General features: G+C 65.8%; 14 protein-coding genes. 10 read left to right on the top strand and 4 right to left on the bottom strand.

The genetic code is table 11. The annotated features are described in order from the left end of the window. Positions 1–3,344: DNA translocase FtsK (locus BMI01S_RS42920; RefSeq protein WP_255217795.1), on the top strand; the 3,344-nt coding region annotated here is incomplete at its 5' end. A gap of 42 nt (positions 3,345–3,386) precedes the next feature. Here the strand turns inward: BMI01S_RS42920 and BMI01S_RS10535 are convergent. Continuing rightward, positions 3,387–4,556 carry a lactonase family protein gene (locus BMI01S_RS10535; protein WP_036044695.1) on the bottom strand — a complete coding sequence of 390 codons (1,170 nt, stop codon included), beginning with the start codon at positions 4,554–4,556 and terminating at the stop codon, positions 3,387–3,389. Positions 4,557–4,948: 392 nt separating this feature from the next. On the opposite strand from BMI01S_RS10535, the gene BMI01S_RS38895 reads away from it, so the two are divergent. From BMI01S_RS38895 to BMI01S_RS10525, 3 genes are all read left to right on the top strand, one after another. Beyond that, positions 4,949–5,095, top strand: coding sequence for a DUF3096 domain-containing protein (locus BMI01S_RS38895; RefSeq protein ID WP_081715866.1), 147 nt, complete (start codon positions 4,949–4,951; stop codon positions 5,093–5,095). 163 nt (positions 5,096–5,258) lie between these two features. Beyond that, positions 5,259–7,121, top strand: a complete 1,863-nt coding sequence (locus BMI01S_RS10530) for a glycoside hydrolase family 15 protein (protein WP_028230613.1) — start codon at positions 5,259–5,261, stop codon at positions 7,119–7,121. A gap of 332 nt (positions 7,122–7,453) precedes the next feature. Further along, positions 7,454–8,761 carry a polyhydroxyalkanoate depolymerase gene (locus BMI01S_RS10525; RefSeq protein ID WP_042289081.1) on the top strand — a complete coding sequence of 436 codons (1,308 nt, stop codon included), beginning with the start codon at positions 7,454–7,456 and terminating at the stop codon, positions 8,759–8,761. A 122-nt stretch (positions 8,762–8,883) separates the two neighbouring features. On the opposite strand, the gene BMI01S_RS10520 is transcribed toward BMI01S_RS10525, so the two are convergent. Beyond that, complete coding sequence (locus BMI01S_RS10520) at positions 8,884–9,516, bottom strand: TetR/AcrR family transcriptional regulator (protein ID WP_028210465.1); 633 nt, start codon at positions 9,514–9,516, stop codon at positions 8,884–8,886. A gap of 532 nt (positions 9,517–10,048) precedes the next feature. On the opposite strand from BMI01S_RS10520, the gene rsxB reads away from it, so the two are divergent. The 3 genes from rsxB to BMI01S_RS10505 all read left to right on the top strand — a co-directional run bounded on the left by rsxB (position 10,049) and on the right by BMI01S_RS10505 (position 12,140). After that, positions 10,049–10,930 (top strand): electron transport complex subunit RsxB, encoded by an 882-nt coding sequence (gene rsxB / locus BMI01S_RS10515; RefSeq protein ID WP_028210466.1) that lies wholly within the window; start codon positions 10,049–10,051, stop codon positions 10,928–10,930. Between the two features lie 50 nt (positions 10,931–10,980). Then, on the top strand, positions 10,981–11,625 hold the full coding sequence (nth, locus tag BMI01S_RS10510; protein ID WP_028210467.1) for an endonuclease III: 645 nt from the start codon (positions 10,981–10,983) through the stop codon (positions 11,623–11,625). An 80-nt stretch (positions 11,626–11,705) separates the two neighbouring features. Next, positions 11,706–12,140: a DUF1841 family protein gene (locus tag BMI01S_RS10505; protein ID WP_028210468.1), complete on the top strand. Its 435-nt coding sequence runs from the start codon at positions 11,706–11,708 to the stop codon at positions 12,138–12,140. Positions 12,141–12,281: 141 nt separating this feature from the next. On the opposite strand, the gene BMI01S_RS10500 is transcribed toward BMI01S_RS10505, so the two are convergent. After that, positions 12,282–12,677 (bottom strand): c-type cytochrome, encoded by a 396-nt coding sequence (locus BMI01S_RS10500; RefSeq protein WP_028210469.1) that lies wholly within the window; start codon positions 12,675–12,677, stop codon positions 12,282–12,284. 18 nt (positions 12,678–12,695) lie between these two features. Further along, the gene (locus BMI01S_RS10495) at positions 12,696–13,061 is read right to left on the bottom strand and encodes a c-type cytochrome (RefSeq protein ID WP_028210470.1); all 366 of its coding nucleotides are present in this window, start codon (positions 13,059–13,061) and stop codon (positions 12,696–12,698) included. Between the two features lie 452 nt (positions 13,062–13,513). Here BMI01S_RS10495 and BMI01S_RS10490 point away from each other — a divergent pair, with 452 nt between their 5' ends. The 3 genes from BMI01S_RS10490 (at position 13,514) to BMI01S_RS10480 (ending at position 16,917) form a co-directional block, all read left to right on the top strand. Continuing rightward, positions 13,514–14,365 (top strand): AAA family ATPase, encoded by an 852-nt coding sequence (locus BMI01S_RS10490; protein WP_028230612.1) that lies wholly within the window; start codon positions 13,514–13,516, stop codon positions 14,363–14,365. 34 nt (positions 14,366–14,399) lie between these two features. Next, positions 14,400–15,581 (top strand): vWA domain-containing protein, encoded by a 1,182-nt coding sequence (locus BMI01S_RS10485; protein ID WP_028210472.1) that lies wholly within the window; start codon positions 14,400–14,402, stop codon positions 15,579–15,581. Positions 15,582–15,690: 109 nt separating this feature from the next. After that, entirely contained in the window at positions 15,691–16,917 is a 1,227-nt protein-coding gene (locus BMI01S_RS10480) for a benzoate/H(+) symporter BenE family transporter (RefSeq protein ID WP_028230611.1), read from the top strand. Positions 16,918–17,024: the final 107 nt, after the last annotated feature.

Genomic DNA, 17,024 nt, shown 5'->3' with positions numbered 1-17,024 from the left:
GCAGCACGGCGGCGCGCGCCGCTGCCGCCGCACCGCCGCGCGTCGCGAAGCCGCCGCGTCCGTTCGTGTGGCAAGGCCAGCCTTCGCGTGTCAACGCCCGGCCGCCGATGGCCGCGCCCTTCACTTCGCAGTCGACACACACGCCGCCAGCAATGCCGGCTTACTCGCGTCCTCCCGCTGACGTCGCGAAGGCCGAAGCACCGCTCTCGACGAGCGTGCTGGAGACGCTGCGCTCGATCGAAGAGAACGCCGCGCGCTGGACCACGCTCGCCGGCGCGAGCCTCGCGCGTCGCACGCTCGACGAAACCGGCGCGATGCCGGGCGCGGAGCAGACGCACGCGCAATCCCCGAACACATCGCTGGAGATTGCGCCGATGGCTGCGCCGGCTCCCGCAGCCACGGCGACTGCGCCGATTCAGCAGGAAGTGGCGTTCGCGCAGCACGATGGCAACGATGTCTCGCCGAACGCGCGCGTCCACTCGGTCCAGCAAACAGGCACCGACGGCCAGCCCGACGATTCGACGACAGGCACGGCACCCGCCGCGCACGCCGCCACCCCGCCTGCGGCGGCGCAGGACGCCTCAATGTCCGAGGCAGCCTCCGTCACTTCCGCCCGCGAGCAGACGACTGTGCCAAGTCCCCGACAACCCGCGCCTGCGGAGGTTCCGGCGCAGAGCGCTTCGAGCGCGATGGCACCCGATGCCTCGCCGGAGTCGATACACGCCGGGCCTGCGCACGCCCGACCGCCGGAGATCGCGAGCGCCTCCCCCTGGCCGACGCTGGATCACGGCGTGCCGTGGATCCTGCTCGACGACGAACCCACGACGGCCTCCTCTGCAGAGATTCGGGCAGCGGAGCCGTTCGTCACGTTCACGCCGGTGCCGGTGGAAGACCAGGCGCCCCAGCCTCTCGCAGCCGATCCCGCTGCTTCCCCACCCGTCACCGCGCCGATGCTGCCCCCCGCCGCGGCAAGCGAGCAGCCCGCACGACCGGCGCCCGCCGAGGCGGATCCCGTGCCGTATGCGCCATATGAGCCGGCCCGGCCGAACGTCGTGCACGCTCCGCGCCGCGAGGCGCAACATGACACCGCCTCAGCGTCGGCAATTCACGCGGCGCCGCTCGGCGAGCGCACGCCTGAAGCGGATGCCACCGTCGACATGGTTGATAGCGCAGCGACCGTAGACCTCGACGAGTCCGCGCCTGTGACGCCTGCGCACGCCACCTACGGCGGTGCGCTCGACTCATCCACGCATACGATGCCCGCATACGTTGGGGCCACTGCCTCGCATGCGGCATCTTCGATGCCGCTCGACGCGGCACGGCAAACCGCGAGCGAATCGCACATCGACGCGCCCGCCGCCGGTTTCGCTCAGCCCCAGGTCGTTGTGAGCGCAGCGCCCGAAGCGCCGTCGGCACTTGCCGGAGTGGAAGCGCAAGCGCAGCAAGCCCGCGTCGACGTGCCGCGCAGCGTTGCGCTTACCGCGCCGTTGGCCGCAAGCGGTACTGCGGCAACCGCAACCGCGCCCGGCTCCGTCACGCCGTCTCCCGTCGCGCCAGCCACCTGGGCAGTACCTGCGTCCATCACGACACCGCCGTGGGTGGCCGATACGCAGCCAGCAGACCACCCCGCACCGGTCCTGGCGGCGCCTGCATCGAGTCCCGCGCCCGTCACAGCACCGCTCGTCGCCGCTCCGCTGCCCTACCCCGCCGTCCCTGCCGAACGCAGCGCAGCGAGCCCTGACCTCGCGCCCGCGTACGACGCCCCGGAACCCGTCGAGGCGCCCGAGCCGCCCGCCGCGCGCACTCCCGTGCGCGGCCACGCGCCCACGAGCTTCGTGTTCGAGCCGCTCAGCGCATCGGCGGTCGAGTTGCCCGGGCTCGATCTGCTCGAATGCGCCTCGTCCGAGATCGAGCCCGTTTCCGAGGAAAAACTCGCCGAAACGAGCCAGCTCATCGAGCAGCGCCTCCAGGAGTTCAAGGTGCCCGTGACGGTGGTCGGCGCATCGGCGGGGCCGGTCATCACGCGCTTCGAAGTGGAGCCCGCGCTCGGCGTGCGCGGCAGCCAGATCGTCGGCCTCATGAAGGATCTTTCGCGCGGTCTCGGCCTCACGTCGATCCGCGTGGTCGAGACGATCCCCGGCAAGACCTGCATGGGCCTCGAATTGCCCAATGCGCGCCGGCAGATGATCCGCCTCTCCGAGATCCTCGAATCGCCGCAGTACCAGCGCTCGCAGTCGAAGCTCACGATCGCGATGGGCAAGGACATCGTCGGCCATCCGATCGTCACGGATCTCGCGAAGGCGCCGCATATGCTCGTGGCGGGCACGACCGGCTCGGGCAAGTCGGTGGCGATCAACGCCATGATCCTCTCGCTGCTCTACAAGGCGACGCCCGAGGACGTGCGCCTCATCATGATCGACCCGAAGATGCTCGAGCTTTCCGTGTACGAAGGCATTCCGCATCTGCTCGCGCCGGTCGTGACCGACATGAAGCTCGCCGCCAACGCGCTGAACTGGTGCGTGGGCGAAATGGAGAAGCGCTACCGGCTGATGTCGGCCGTGGGCGTGCGCAATCTCGCGGGCTTCAACCAGAAGATCCGCGACGCCGAAGCGCACGAAAAGAAGATCGGCAATCCGTTCTCGCTCACGCCCGAGGCGCCGGAGCCGCTCTCGCCGCTGCCGATGATCGTGGTCGTGATCGACGAGCTCGCCGATCTCATGATGGTCGCGGGCAAGAAGATCGAAGAGTTGATCGCGCGTCTCGCGCAAAAGGCGCGCGCCGCGGGCATCCACCTGATTCTCGCGACGCAGCGTCCTTCGGTGGACGTCATCACGGGTCTCATCAAGGCGAACATTCCGACGCGTGTGGCGTTCCAGGTGTCATCGAAGATCGACTCGCGCACGATTCTCGACCAGATGGGCGCCGAATCGCTGCTAGGCCAGGGGGACATGCTGTTCCTGCCGCCGGGCACGGGCTACCCGCAGCGCGTGCACGGCGCGTTCGTCGCCGACGAGGAAGTGCATGCCGTGGTGGAGTATCTGAAGCAGTTCGGCGAGCCCGAATACATCGAGGGCATTCTCGACGGCCCGGCTTCCGAAGGCGCGCCGCAGGACCTGTTCGGCGATTCCCCCGATGCCGAAGCCGATCCGCTCTACGACGAAGCGGTCGCATTCGTCGTGCGCACGCGGCGCGCGTCGATCTCGTCGGTGCAGCGGCAACTGCGCATCGGCTACAACCGTGCCGCGCGTCTCGTCGAGCAGATGGAAACGGCGGGCCTCGTCTCGCCGATGGGCATCAACGGCAGCCGCGAAGTGCTCGTGCCGGGCGGCGGCCAGGGCGAGTGAGGAAGGCGCGACGCGCGCCTTCATTCCCCATCCTCAAGTGCGTTACTGCGCGACGAACTTGAAGTCGACCGGCGAGCCGATATCGATGCGCTTAGGGTTCGGCTCGAGCAGCCCCGTCTGCCGATCGCGGCGGAACACGTAGGCCGTATCGCTGTTCTGGTTGCCCACGATGAGCCACTGCCCGGTCGGATCGATCGCGAACTCGCGCGGCGCCTTGCCGAGGCTCGACTGGCGCCCCACGCGCGTGAGCTTGCCGCTGTCGCCATCGACCGCGAAGATCGAAATGTCGTTGGCGTCGCCGCGATTGGAGACGTACAGAAACTTGCCGTCCGGCGAAAGGTGCAGCGCCGCCGCGCCCTGCGTGCCCTGGAAGCCCGGTTCGGCGAGCTCCTCGATCTGCTCCGGATCCATGTGGCCGTCGTGATAGCCGAACACCGTCACGGTGGCGGCCAGTTCGCTCGTGAGATACGCGTGGCGGCCATCATTGCCGAAGCGCAGATGGCGCGGGCCGCTGCCGGCCTTCACGCCGGTGTAACGCCACTCGGCCGGACTCACGACGTCGCGGCTGCCGTCGGGCGTGTAGACATAGGCCCAAAGCTTGTCGGTGCCGAGATCCTGAGCGAAGAGGTAGTGCCCATCCGGCGAAAACACCGTGGAGTGAACGTGCGCGTTGTCCTGACGCCCCTTCACGGGGCCGCCGCCCTCGTGATGCACGGTGAGCACGGCCTCGCCGAGCTTGCCGTCGGGCTGCACCGGCAGGGCCGCGAAGCTTCCGCCCGGATCGGTCGCGACCGAATAGTTGGCCACGAAGAGATAGCGCCCATCGGGCGACAGGCTCAGGTAGCACGGATCGTTGCCCTGCGCCGAGACCTTGTTGAGGAACGTTAGCTGACCGCTTGCGGCATCGAAGGCGAACGCGCTCACGTCGCCGCGCAGGCTGGCAGGCCCGTTATCGCCGGGCAATTCGTTCACTGCGTAAACGAAGCGGCTGTCCTTGCTCACGACGAGAAACGACGGATTCACGGTCTTCGTGACGCTCACTTGCTGCGCGTCGCCGGTTCGCGTATCGAAGTGGTAGACGTAGAGGCCCTCGCTCTTGCCGCCCGTGTACGTGCCGATGATGAGGTTGTAGATCCCGCCAGCAGACGATCCCGTGGAGCCGGATTGCGAAGCGGATTGCGCGAATGTGGGCGCCGCGGCGACGGAAGCCATGATGAAGATACCTTTAATGAGCTGCGTCAGAAAATGCGCGCGTCCGTGCACGGTTCGACGAAGACGGCCATATGAACGCGAAGCCGCGGGCACGATCCTTGCGACTCCAAGGCGAAGGAACATAGCGATCTCCTTTTTCTTGTCGATGCGGCGCAATGGCTCGGCAGCAATGGCGGTGCGCAACCGCGATCCTGATCGCCAGGCCATTTCGTCTGATGCATGGGATACCGACCCAGTATAAGAGACCTCGAGCGCGCCCGCCGCGCAAGCGTAGCGGCCCCAGGCACGCATCGCCCATGCCCGCCGCCGCGCACCGATCATCGAGGGCAATAAGGAATCAACGTCGGAGCAACTGCACAACGCTTCAAACCAGCAGCCACAAGGGAGCCGTAATGAACATTCACGTCGCCATCGGGCCGCTCGTCGCGCTCATCGCGGGCATTCTTATCCTCGTCGTGCCGCGCCTGCTCAACTACATCGTCGCGCTCTATCTCATCATCATCGGACTCGTCGGGCTTTTTGGGATGGGGCGTCTCTGAGGCCCTCGTTGACGTTCGTTGACCTGGCCGCATAGGGATTTGCGTGTGTTGCCCCGCAAAACGCATTGCACAGGCGGCCCCGCTGCCACTACTCTTGTGCGTGCATGCCGCGACAAGCGGCGAGCGGCTTACGTTTTCGAGCAACGCTGTCAATCTGCTTACCATGCCCGCCCTCATAGAAGACTATGCATTGATCGGCGACGGCCACACGGCCGCGCTTGTGTCCCGCGCCGGCTCCATCGACTGGCTTTGCTGGCCGCGCTTCGATTCCGGCGCGTGCTTTGCCGCCCTCCTCGGCACCGAGGAGAACGGCCGCTGGCTCATCGCACCCGCGCAGCCCGAAGATGGCGCGAAGCTCGCGATCAAGACCACGCGCCGCTATCGCGGCGAAACGCTGATCCTCGAAACCGATTTCGAGACGCCCGATGGCGCGGTGACGCTCATCGACTTCATGCCGCCCGGCAACGGCTGGTCCGAACTCGTGCGCATCGTCGTGGGAAGGCGCGGCACTGTGCGCATGGAAAGCCAGTTCGTGTTGCGCTTCGACTACGGCTTTTCCGTGCCGTGGGTGAGCCGGCTCACCTACGAGAGCGGCATCAAGGCAACCGTGGGCCCCGACACGGTCGTGCTGCGCACGCCCGTCGATCTCCAGGGGGAGAACATGCACACCGTCGCGCAGTTCGACGTCAAGGAAGGCGAACGGGTGCCGTTCTCGCTCTCGTATGCGGCCTCGCATCTGCGCCTGCCGCCGCCGCGCGACCCGTTCACCGCACTCGCGCGCACCGAGAACTTCTGGACCGAATGGGCTTCGCGCAGCACCGTGGAAGGCCGCTGGGCCGAACCGATCCGCCGCTCGCTCATCACGCTCAAGGCGCTTGCCTACGAGCCCACGGGCGGCATCGTCGCCGCGCCTACCACCTCGCTGCCCGAGCAGCTGGGCGGCACGCGCAACTGGGACTACCGCTATTGCTGGCTGCGCGACGCGACCATCACGCTGCTCGCCATGATGCGCGGCGGCTACTACGACGAGGCGCGCGCCTGGCGCGCATGGCTCGGCCGCGTGATGGCGGGCTCGCCCTCGCAATTGCAGATCATGTACGGCCTCGCTGGCGAACGGCGCCTGCCCGAGTTCGAACTCGACTGGCTGCCCGGCTACGAAGGCGCGAAGCCCGTACGCGTGGGCAACAACGCCGTGGGCCAGCTGCAGCTCGACGTGTACGGCGAAGTGATGAACGCGCTGCACCTCGCGCGCGTGGGCGGCCTGCAGGCCGATGACACCGCATGGTCGATCCAGTGCGCGATGCTGGAGCACCTCGAGACGATCTGGACGGAGCCAGACGAGGGCATCTGGGAAACGCGCGGCGGCCGGCAGCATTTCACGTTTTCGAAGGTGATGGCGTGGGTCGCATTCGACCGCGCCATCAAATCGGCGGAAAAGTTCGAGCTGCCCGGGCCGATCGCTCACTGGCGCGAGCTGCGGGCGACGATCCACGCCGCCATTTGCGAGTACAGCTTCAACAAGGATCTGAACTCCTTCACGCAGATCTATGGCGGCACCGATCTCGACGCCAGCCTGCTGCTCATGCCGCTGGTCGGCTTCCTGCCCGCGCGGGATCCGCGCATCGCGGGCACGGTCGCGGCGATCGAGCGCGACCTCATGTGCGAAGGTTTCGTGATGCGCTATCGCACCACCGATTTCAACGACGGGCTGCCGCCGGGCGAAGGCACCTTCCTCGCGTGCAGCTTCTGGATGGTCGACAACCTGGCCTTGCAAGGCCGCATGGACGACGCCCGCCGCATGTACGAGCGCCTGCTCTCGCTCGCCAACGACGTGGGATTGCTGGCCGAGGAATATGACCCCATTGCAGGGCGGCTCGTCGGCAACTTTCCGCAGGCGTTCTCGCATGTCGCGCTCGTGCATACGGGCCTGAACCTCATGCGGCACGAGCAGGACATCGCGACGGAGACGGGACATCCCGTCGCCGAAAGCAAGTCGGCCGAGCCGGCTGTTGCATCCGAGTCGTAATTGTTCGAAAGCGCCTGGACGTTTTCGCGAGCTGGGGTACACTAGAGTTGCTGCGTTGCACAATAACGGGGCGGGATAGTCTGACTGATTCGACTGCGCGACTCCCCGCACCGCCTGGCAACGGGGTGAACGCGCGTGCCGCCTTGCACCCGCCTGGAGCCGGTCACGGCCTGGCGTATGCGGGTCTACCCGCGCTAAAGCCCCCCGGGTGGCGGCCGATATACAACCTGACTGAATGACTGACCGACCAACCTGAACGGCCCGCATCTGCTCCGCGCCTGAACCGCGCGACCCCGCTGCGAACCGCCCCCTTGAAAGATGCCGGAGCGCCCATGCTCTATCAAATCCGTGAATTCCAGCGCGCTTTGCTGAGCCCGCTGACCGCCTGGGCCCAGGCCGCCTCGAAATCGTTTTCGAATCCGTCGAGCCCGTTTTCACTCGTGCCGGGCGCTACGCGCCTCGCCGCAGGCTACGAACTGCTCTATCGTCTTGGCAAGGACTACGAGAAGCCCGAATTCAACCTTCGTCAGATCGTGAAGGACGGCTTCAACATTCCGATCGTCGAGCAGACCATCGTCGAGAAGCCGTTCTGCCGCCTGCTGCGCTTCAAGCGCTACGCCGACGACAGCGGCGCCGTGGCCGCGCTCAAGGACGAGCCGGTCGTGCTCGTGTGCGCGCCGCTCTCGGGCCACCACTCGACGCTGTTGCGCGATACCGTGCGCACGCTGCTGCAGGACCACAAGGTGTACATCACCGACTGGATCGACGCGCGCATGGTGCCGCTCGAAGCCGGTCCGTTCCACCTCGACGACTACGTCGCGTACATCCAGGAATTCATCCGCCATATCGGCGCGAAGAATCTGCACGTCCTGTCCGTCTGCCAGCCCACGGTGCCCGTGCTCGCGGCCATCTCGCTCATGGCGAGCCGCGGTGAGGACACCCCGCTCACGATGACGATGATGGGCGGCCCGATCGACGCGCGGCGCAGCCCCACCGCCGTCAACTCGCTCGCTATGGAGCACTCGCTCGACTGGTTTGCGAACAACGTGATCCATCCCGTGCCGGCCAACTACCCGGGCGAAGGGCGCGAAGTCTATCCGGGCTTCCTGCAACACGCGGGTTTCGTCGCCATGAATCCTGGCCGCCACACCACCGCGCACTGGGACTTCTACAAGAGCCTGCTGCGCGGCGACGAAGAGGACGCCGAAGCACATCGCCAGTTCTACGACGAATACAACGCGGTGCTCGACATGGCCGCCGAGTACTATCTGGACACCATCCGCACGGTGTTCCAGGAATTCAGTCTCGCAGAAGGCACGTGGGACGTCGCCGGCGAGCGCGTGCGCCCGCAGGACATTCGCGACACGGCGCTCTTCACGATCGAAGGCGAACTCGACGACATTTCCGGCGCAGGCCAGACGCGCGCCGCGCACGACCTGTGCACGGGCATTCCCGATGCGAACAAGCATCATCTGACCGCCGAGAAATGCGGCCACTACGGCATCTTCTCGGGCCGCCGCTGGCGCACGATCATCTACCCGCAGTTGCGCGATTTCATTCGCCATCACCAGCAGGCCGCCCGCAACAAGGGCGCGCGGCCTTCCGCTCGCGGCCGCTCTGCGGAAGGCGCCGTCGCCTGACGTCAGCGATCGCGCTTCACCAAAAGCGCAAAGCAATACACCCCGCGCGCCGTCCATGGACGGCGCGCTTCGTTTGTGGCGCACGAAACGTTTTCGCGGATTCGCGGCGCGTGCCTTCGGTGTTACTTGCGCATGAGATACGCGAGCAGCATTTCCGTATTGAGCTGGATGATTTCCGCACGCTCGGCGGCCGCGCTGAAGTCGCGTCCGAGCGTCGCGTTGAGCGTATAGCGATTCGAAACGATGTAGTAGCCCATGCCCGAAAGCGTGACGTAGAGCCGCAACGGATCGACGCTCGGGCGGAACAGCCCAGCCGATTCGCCGCGCGTGAGGATCGCGCCGAGCGTTGCCACGATCGGCGAGATCATCTCGCGAATTCGTGTGGACTTCTGCATATATCGCGCCTCGTGCAGGTTCTCGTTGTTCACGAGCCGCAGCAGTTCGGGATTGTCGCGATAGTAGTCCCACACGAAATGCGCGAGCCGCGTGATCGCCTCGACGGGCGCGAGCCCCGCGAGATCGAGTGCGCGTTCCGCTTCGTTGAGCGCGCCGAACGCGTGCTCGAGGACTGCAGTGAACAGTTGCTCTTTGCTGCCGAAGTAGTAATAGAGCATGCGCTCGTTGGTTTCCGCGCGTCGTGCGATCTGGTCGACGCGTGCGCCGAACAGGCCGCCATTGGCGAATTCTTCCGCCGCGGCGAGCAGAATGCGGCGGCGCGTGCCTTCAGGATCTCTTTTGATTTTTGGCTGATTCATGGTGGCAGGATCTCGTTAAGCCGCGTTGTCCGGTTTGCGCTGTCGGGCAGTACGACGCCGGGCCTCTCCTCGCCCTGGGATCGACAACGTTGTGCGGGGCGCGCTGTTAATGGACAGACACCCTCCGACCTACGGTCTTGCGTTCCTTCTTGTTTGTTTGATGTCGTTGCGAGCCGACATCGTTCTTCCCCCTGTCTGCCTCATGCAAAGCACCTGGGCTGCCGTGCCCGACACGTACCGCTTACGTCTATTCATTTCCCCTGACTGCACGGTGCTTCGCCGCAGTGCTTCGCAGCAGTGCTTCGCCGCAGTGCTTCGCAGCAGTGCTTCGCAGCAGTGCTTCGCAGCAGTGCTTCGCAGCAGTGCTTCGCATTAAGCGTTTTGATTATGGCACATGGCCCGCCGATGGCAATGCGGGAAATCGGCGATAATACGAGCTTCGGCGCTGTGCATGTGCGCCCTGTCCGGTCAGGCGCGAAACCATGTTCGCCCAAGGTCACCGCGCCGACCGGCCCGCCCCGATGTAGCGAACGTGAACGATCCCAAGACACTCGCAGATCGCATCGAAGATCTGCTGCCCCAGACCCAATGCACGAAGTGCGGCTATGACGGCTGCCGGCCCTATGCCGAGGCCATCGCTGCCGGCAACGCCAACTACAACCAGTGCCCGCCCGGCGGCGCGCAAGGCGTCGCGCGCCTCGCGAGCCTGCTCGGCAAACCCGTCATTCCGATCAATCCGGACAACGGCCTCGAGCGTCCGCGGGCGGTCGCGTTCATCGACGAACAACTGTGCATCGGCTGCACGCTGTGCATGCAGGCCTGCCCTGTCGACGCGATCGTTGGCGCTCCCAAGCAGATGCACACCATCGTCAAGGATCTGTGCACGGGCTGCGATCTGTGTGTCGCGCCATGTCCTGTCGACTGCATAGCAATGATTCCCGTTACGGGCGAAGCGACCGGCTGGGATGCATGGACACAGCAGCAGGCCGATGAAGCCCGCGTGCGCCACGACCGGCGTCTCGCGCGTCAGACAGCCGAGCGCAACGCGGCCGAGGCGCGCGCCGCGGCACGCCGCGCCTCGACGCACGCCCAGGCGCAGCCGGGCGCACCGGCGGAGGTCGCGGCTGCGCAGGCGAGCATCACGCAGCCGGCAAGCGCCCCCACCGACGACGCCGAAGCGAAGAAGAAAGCGATCATCCAGGCGGCGCTCGAACGCGCGCGCCGCAAGAAGGCCGAGATGGCCGAACAGGGCCTGGGGCCGCGCAACGTCGAGCATGTGAGCGCCGACGTGCAGGCGCAGATCGACGCGGCCGAGGCGCGCCGCAAACGCATTGGCATCGAGCCGGACGCAACTGCGGGGAACAGCGAAAAGCACGACGCGACGCGCAACGACGACGATCAAACCGCCCGATAGCGAAGCGCCGCGAACCTGACTGCACTGCAAAAGGCCCACGTACAACGAGCATGAACGCCACCAAGCGCCGCGCCATCTACGAAACGCTGCAAAGCCTCAATCCGCATCCCACCACCGAGCTTGCGTTCACTACGCCGTTCGAACTCCTGATCGCCGTGATGCTCTCCGCGCAGGCCACGGACGTTTCGGTGAACAAGGCCATGCGCAGGATGTTTCCTGTCGCCAACACACCGGAAACGGTGCTCGCGCTCGGCGAGGAAGGCGTGGCCGACTACATCAGGACGATCGGCCTCTATCGCACGAAGGCGAAGAACGTGATCGCGACCTGCCGCATCCTCATCGAGCAATACGGCAGTGAAGTACCGCAAACGCGCGAGGCACTCGAAGCGTTGCCCGGCGTCGGGCGCAAGACGGCGAACGTGGTGCTCAACACCGCATTCGGCCAACCGACCATCGCCGTCGACACGCATATCTTTCGGGTTGCGAACCGAACGGGACTCGCGCCCGGCAAGGATGTGCGCGCCGTGGAAACCGCGCTCGAGAAGTTCACGCCGCCCGAGTTCCGTCATGACGCGCATCACTGGCTCATCCTGCATGGCCGCTATGTGTGCAAGGCGCGCAGGCCCGAGTGCTGGCATTGCGTGATCGAGCCGCTGTGCGAATTCAGGCCGAAGACGCCGCCGCCCGAGCTCTGAGCGAGCACGCGCCCCGCGCGTAAAATGACTAACCGAAGCGTCGCAGCGCGACGCCGCTTCATCGATACCGCAGAGTCGAGATGTTCAATCCCAGCCGTGACGAAGTCCGTCGCTTTTTCACCGAGACCTGGCGCAAGCAGCGCGCGGGCGAAATCCTCACGCCGCTCGAGGCGATTGCCGCCGACTGGATCGTGGAGCACCCCGAATATCACGCCGAACTCGCCGATGCCGACGCGGCCGCCGCGCAGGACTACTCGCCCGAGCGCGGCCAGAGCAATCCGTTCCTGCATCTGTCGATGCACCTCGCGATCAGCGAGCAGCTCTCGATCGATCAGCCGCCGGGCATTCGCGCGGCGCACGACCGGCTCGCGGCACGCCTTGGCTCCACGCACGACGCGCAGCATGCGATCATGGAATGCCTTGGCGAAACGATCTGGGAAGCGCAACGCACGAACACGCCACCCGATACCGACGCTTATCTCATGCGCATCGAGCGCCGCGCTTCACGCGACTAAAGCGCCACTAAAGACGCGACTGAAACCGCGACCGAAACGAAGACCCCACAACGAAACACCCCGCGACTGCCTCGCCGAAGACGAGGCCCACGCGGGGTGATCGACATGACGCGGCCCGCTTGCAGCGGGGCGCGTCGAGGCTTATTTCTTGTTGACGAGGTCGCCCTTGAGCGACTGGATGTACGCGGCGAGATCCTTCATGTCATTCTGCGAGAGGCTCTGCACCTGCGCCTGCATGATCGGGTTGTTGCGCCCGAGATGCGGATTGCCGGTGCCCATCTGGTACTGGCGCAGCGCCCAGTAGATATAGTCGGCGTGCTGGCCGGCGAGCTTCGGATATTCGGGGCTCACGGGCTTGTTCAGGCCCGGTCCGTGACAGGCCGCGCAGTTGTGGCTATCTGCGAGAACCTTGCCGTTGGAGGCGTCGGCCGCGTGGGCGGGGTGAAGCGCCAGCACGGCTGCCAGCGCGAGCGCCGCGCGAGCCGCCTTGAACGTTGCACCGGCAAACGAGGGCACAGCCGTATAGGGCTTGTTCATGTGTTTTCCACCTGCCGGTTATTTGTTCGGATTGTCTTTCGACGCGGCCGTTTGCGCAGCATAGTAGGCCGCGATATCGGCAATGTCCTGTTCGCTGAGCGAGGACACGATGGCGTGCATCGTCTCAAAACGCCGGTCGCCCTTTTTGTAGCCGTGCAGTGCGTTCACGATGTACTGGGCGTTCTGGCCGCCCAGAATGGGCACGTGATAGACCTCGGGATAGGCGGTGCGATAGTCGGGAATACCATGACAGCCGATACACATCGCCACCTTGTCCTGCCCCGCCTTCGCATTGCCCACGACGTCCGCGTGAGCCGTGACCGCGAAGCACGCCAGCATGGTGATTGCGCCCGCGACGACGTGCTTGCCGACAATTTTTTTCATAGCATCCAACCTGGCTTGAGGGGATTCGAACGCCCGAACCGCAGGCCACGGCCTGCGCCGCATTACTGCTGTTTTACTTTTGGGGTCGCCGTGCAGGCCGAAAAAAATCGGTCCGAGTATACCGCGACGCCGCGCCGGCCGTCCACCGGCCGCGCCACGCCTGGCGGGCTTCGGAGGGCCTGGCGGCGCCGCGCGGCGGCCCCGCCTTCGCCATTCAGCACTCATTGAGCACCGTCGCGCAGCAGTCCGCCCGCAGGCAACCCGGACGAACCCTGACGCGCGCCGTGCCCATGCGCAGGCGTGCCGCTTGCGTGCGCCAAAGCGGCGTGGGCCGGCACGTCTGGCCCGGGAACCGCACCCCACGGCGCGGCCCCAACGATACGCGAGGCCCCGCCGACGCGACACCCCATCTGACTTATACTGGGATTTTTTTCCCAGCGAGCGGATTCACCATGCGCGCCACGCGTTTCGAAGGCTCTTCGCGGTACGTCGCCACCGACGACCTCAAGCTCGCGGTCAACGCCGCGATCACGCTGAAACGCCCGCTGCTCATCAAGGGCGAGCCCGGCACCGGCAAGACGATGCTGGCCGAGGAAGTCGCGGCGGCGCTCGACATGCCGCTCATGCAGTGGCACATCAAGTCGACGACGAAGGCGCAGCAAGGCCTGTACGAGTACGACGCGGTGTCGCGTCTGCGCGACTCGCAGCTCGGCGACGAACGCGTGAAGGACATCGCGAACTACATCGTGAAAGGCGTGCTGTGGCAGGCGTTCGAGTCCGGGCAACAAAGCGTGCTGCTCATCGACGAGATCGACAAGGCCGACATCGAATTCCCGAACGACCTGTTGCGCGAACTCGACCGCATGGAGTTCTACGTGTACGAGACGCGCCAGCTCATCAAGGCGAAGCAGCGTCCGCTCGTCATCATCACGTCGAACAACGAGAAGGAGCTGCCAGACGCTTTTCTGCGCCGCTGCTTCTTCCACTACATCAGCTTCCCCGATCCGGCCACGATGCAGCGCATCGTCGAGGTGCACTATCCGGGCATCCGCAAGGAACTGCTCAACGCGGCCATGGAAAGCTTCTTCGAACTGCGCAACGTCGCGGGGCTAAAGAAGAAGCCGTCCACCTCGGAACTGCTCGACTGGCTCAAACTGCTGCTCGCCGAGGAAGTTCCACCCTCGGCGCTGCGCGCGGCCGACGGTTCGAAGTCCATGCCGCCGCTCGCAGGCGCGCTGCTCAAGAACGAGCAGGACATGACGCTGTTCGAGCGCCTCATCTACATGAACCGTCACAACCGTTGACGAGGAACATGCGCGAGCAAGCCGGAGACACCGCATGCTGATCGACTTCTTCTACACGCTGCGCGACGCGAAGCTGCCGGTTTCCGTGAAGGAGTACCTCACGCTCGTCGAAGCGCTCAAGGCGCGCGTGATCGCGCCTTCGCTCGACGACTTCTACTACCTCGCACGCATGACGCTCGTGAAAGACGAGCAGTACTTCGACCGCTTCGACCAGGCGTTCGGCGCGTACTTTCGCGGCATCGAGAAGAAGTCCGAACTCGCCTTCGACATTCCCGAAGACTGGCTCAAGAAACGTCTCGAGCGCGACTTCACGCCCGAGCAGCGCGCGCAGATCGAAGCGATGGGCGGGCTCGACAAGCTCATGGAGCGCCTCAAGGAGCTCTTCGAAGAGCAGAAAGAGCGCCACGAAGGCGGCAACAAGTGGATCGGCACGGGCGGCACCTCGCCCTTCGGCCACGGCGGCTATAACCCCGAGGGCATCCGCATCGGCGCGGCCAACGAGCAGGGCGGCCAGCGCAGCGCCGTGAAGGTGTGGGACGCGCGCGCGTATCGCGACTACGACGACCAGGTCGAGATCGGCACGCGCAACATCAAGGTCGCGTTACGCCGCCTGCGCCGCTTCGCGCGCGAAGGGGCGGCCGAGGAACTCGATCTCGGCGACACGATCCGCAGCACCGCGGCGAACGCCGGCTGGCTCGACCTCAAGATGGTGCCCGAGCGCCACAACAACGTGAAGGTGCTGATGCTGCTCGACGTGGGCGGCTCGATGGACGATCACATCAAGCGCACCGAAGAGCTGTTCTCGGCGGCCAAGGCCGAGTTCAAGCATCTGGAGTTCTACTACTTCCACAACTGCGTGTACGACTACCTGTGGAAGAACAATCGCCGCCGCCACGCCGAGCGCACGCCCACGTGGGACCTGCTCCACAAGTTCACACCCGACTACAAGCTCATTTTCGTGGGCGACGCCACCATGAGCCCGTACGAGGTGCTCCAGCCGGGCGGCTCGGTCGAGTACACCAACCCCGAAGCGGGCGCCGTCTGGCTGCGCCGCCTCGCCGACCAGTTCCCGCATTTCGCCTGGCTCAATCCCGAGCCGGAGCGACTATGGGAGTACCGCCAGTCGGTCTCGATCATCCGCGAGATACTCGGGCACCGTATGTATCCGCTCACCGTCGCTGGCCTCGAAACGGCCATGCGCGTGCTGAGCAAGTAGGCGCCAGCCCCTCCCTTTTCCGCTTTGTCGAGGCGGCGCGTGCCTGAGCGTTTCAAGGCCGCGCCGCCCGAACTCGCGAGATCTACGCTTAATCCGGAGACCCACCTGCATGACCGCCCCTTCTTCCCCCAACCTGTCCGCGAGGTTCAGGCCGGGACCGCTGCGGCCCTTCGCCGACACCTCGGTCGCCACGATCGTGGCCGGCTTCGTCGCGATGATGACGGGCTACACCAGCTCGCTCGTGCTGATGTTCCAGGCCGGCCAGGCCGCGCATCTGTCCGACGCGCAAATCTCTTCGTGGATCTGGGCGCTTTCCATCGGCATGGCCTTGAGCACCATCGGGTTGTCGCTGTGGTTCCGCGCGCCCATCGTGATCGCGTGGTCCACGCCGGGGGCGGCGCTGCTCATCAGCTCGCTGCCGCACGTGCCCTATGCCGAGGCGATCGGCGCGTACATCGTCTGCGCCGTGCTGCTCACGGCCGTGGGCCTCACCGGCTGGTTCGACACGCTCATGAAGCGCATTCCCGCGGGCATCGCGGCGGCGCTGCTCGCGGGCATCCTGTTCGAGATCGGCATCGAGATCTTTCACGCCGCACAGGTGCAGACGCCGCTCGTGCTCACGATGTTCTTCGGTTATCTCATCGCGAAACGCTTCTTGCCGCGCTACGCGATCGTGGCGACGCTGATGCTCGGCATCGCTGCCGCCGCCGTGCTCGGACTGCTCGACTTCAGCCACTTCCGCGTGGCAGTGGCGAAGCCCGTGTTCACCATGCCCGCGTTCTCGCTCACGGCGGTGGTCAGCATCGGCATTCCGCTCTTCGTCGTGGCGATGGCCTCGCAGAACGTGCCCGGCATCGCCGTGCTGCGCGCCGACGGCTACGACCACACGGCAGCGCCTTCCTCGCCGCTCATCGCCACCACGGGTCTCGCCTCGCTCGTGCTGGCGCCGTTCGGCTCGCACGGCGTGAATCTCGCGGCCATCACCGCGGCGATCTGCACCGGCCCGCACGCCCACGAGGATCGCACGAAGCGCTATATGGCGGCCGTGTGGTGCGGCATCTTCTATCTGATCGCGGGCGTCTTCGGCGCCACTATCGCGGCGCTGTTCGCAGCGTTTCCGCAGGCGCTCGTGGTTTCCATCGCCGCGCTCGCGCTGTTCGGCTCGATCATGAGCGGCCTCACCAACGCCATGCAGAATCCGAACGAGCGCGAGGCCGCGCTCATCACCTTCATGGTGACCGCCTCGGGGCTCACGCTGCTTTCCATCGGTGCGGCGTTCTGGGGACTGGTGGCGGGCGTCATCACCCAGTTCGCGCTGAGCGCGCGGCGCGCCTGAGGCCCTCGTCGCGACGCTCACGAGACGCCTTGCGCGCGTCGCGACGGGGTCAAGCGCAACGCCCCGCGTTTCCGCCATAAAATGACGGTGTGAGCCGCGCCGACTTG

Source organism: Paraburkholderia mimosarum LMG 23256 = NBRC 106338 (assembly GCF_000739815.1).
GTDB lineage: Bacteria > Pseudomonadota > Gammaproteobacteria > Burkholderiales > Burkholderiaceae > Paraburkholderia > Paraburkholderia mimosarum.
This window is presented reverse-complemented; position numbering and strand designations above follow the sequence as displayed.

Bases quoted from the DNA above. Each gene is read 5' to 3' on its own strand.
- BMI01S_RS10535 (WP_036044695.1), bottom strand. From the start codon at position 4,556: ATGGCTTCCGTCGCCGCGGCGCCCACATTCGCGCAATCCGCTTCGCAA.
- BMI01S_RS38895 (WP_081715866.1), top strand. From the start codon at position 4,949: ATGAACATTCACGTCGCCATCGGGCCGCTCGTCGCGCTCATCGCGGGC.
- BMI01S_RS10530 (WP_028230613.1), top strand. From the start codon at position 5,259: ATGCCCGCCCTCATAGAAGACTATGCATTGATCGGCGACGGCCACACG.
- BMI01S_RS10525 (WP_042289081.1), top strand. From the start codon at position 7,454: ATGCTCTATCAAATCCGTGAATTCCAGCGCGCTTTGCTGAGCCCGCTG.
- BMI01S_RS10520 (WP_028210465.1), bottom strand. From the start codon at position 9,516: ATGAATCAGCCAAAAATCAAAAGAGATCCTGAAGGCACGCGCCGCCGC.
- nth (WP_028210467.1), top strand. From the start codon at position 10,981: ATGAACGCCACCAAGCGCCGCGCCATCTACGAAACGCTGCAAAGCCTC.
- BMI01S_RS10505 (WP_028210468.1), top strand. From the start codon at position 11,706: ATGTTCAATCCCAGCCGTGACGAAGTCCGTCGCTTTTTCACCGAGACC.
- BMI01S_RS10500 (WP_028210469.1), bottom strand. From the start codon at position 12,677: ATGAACAAGCCCTATACGGCTGTGCCCTCGTTTGCCGGTGCAACGTTC.
- BMI01S_RS10495 (WP_028210470.1), bottom strand. From the start codon at position 13,061: ATGAAAAAAATTGTCGGCAAGCACGTCGTCGCGGGCGCAATCACCATG.
- BMI01S_RS10490 (WP_028230612.1), top strand. From the start codon at position 13,514: ATGCGCGCCACGCGTTTCGAAGGCTCTTCGCGGTACGTCGCCACCGAC.
- BMI01S_RS10485 (WP_028210472.1), top strand. From the start codon at position 14,400: ATGCTGATCGACTTCTTCTACACGCTGCGCGACGCGAAGCTGCCGGTT.
- BMI01S_RS10480 (WP_028230611.1), top strand. From the start codon at position 15,691: ATGACCGCCCCTTCTTCCCCCAACCTGTCCGCGAGGTTCAGGCCGGGA.